Source organism: Planktotalea sp. (genome assembly GCF_965659345.1).
Lineage (GTDB): Bacteria > Pseudomonadota > Alphaproteobacteria > Rhodobacterales > Rhodobacteraceae > Planktotalea.
Map to the genome: position 1 here is coordinate 1 of NZ_CBFHVK010000023.1, position 852 is coordinate 852.

1 protein-coding gene is annotated in these 852 nt (G+C 50.8%); it reads right to left on the bottom strand.

The window, feature by feature from the left end; translation table 11 throughout:
- Positions 1 to 89: 89 nt before the first annotated feature.
- Complete coding sequence (locus tag ACTG3Z_RS15295; protein ID WP_439143897.1) at positions 90 to 683, bottom strand: DedA family protein; 594 nt, start codon at positions 681 to 683, stop codon at positions 90 to 92.
- Positions 684 to 852: the final 169 nt, after the last annotated feature.

Genomic DNA, 852 nt, shown 5'->3' on the forward strand with positions numbered 1-852 from the left:
CGTTTCTTTTTGCAAAGCGCCAATGCGGCCCATTGTGTCGTTTAGAAATGTGGTCCAGCTCATGGTGGTGTCCTTTTTAAAAAGATAATTTAGGCCTTGGGTTTACTGACACTCCAAAGCCAGCGACCAAGAAAAATGACAGCAAAAAGAGCGACTAAAAAGCCGCTCGCATTGCCAAGCATGGTGCCAAGCGCAGTGATTTGATCTGAAAAACTATAACCTAATCCAACGTAGAGTCCGACCCAAAATATTTCGCCTAATGCACCCCAAAGAGCGAACTTAGGCCAATTGTAACGGGTGAGACCGCTGACCAAATTTACATAGGGACCGAGCGGCGCGACGAGCCAGCGGGAAAGAAACACGCTGATAGGTCCTTTACCATCCATATAGGCCTTGGCGCTGTCGCGCAGTTTGGTGCGTTTAGGGTTCGCATCGAGCCAGCCCGTGATCAGATTGCCAAATGTACGAGCTAGAAAATAACCGACATTATCGCCGGTGATCGCACCCAAATAGGCGGCCGCCAACGTGGAAACTAGTGCTAGATCGCCCGTTGCCACAAAACTACCGCCGGTGAGCATCACAAGCGACGATGGTATTGGGATACAAAGGCAGGAAAAAAAGGTCACTAAAAACAAAATCGCGATGCTGTAGTTGGTCATGAGATCAAGGACAGCGTCAATCATTGCCATTGCCCCGATACGCAGACGATGCTTTGGTCACTCTTTGTTGCAGCTCCTCGAGCGTGACCCCGTTGATCGCTGCGATCTCTTCTAGCCTAAGACGGCGGGGAGGCTCATTCGGTTGAAAGAAGAGCGCAGGACCCAGCACGCTGGGCGGGATGCCATAAGACTG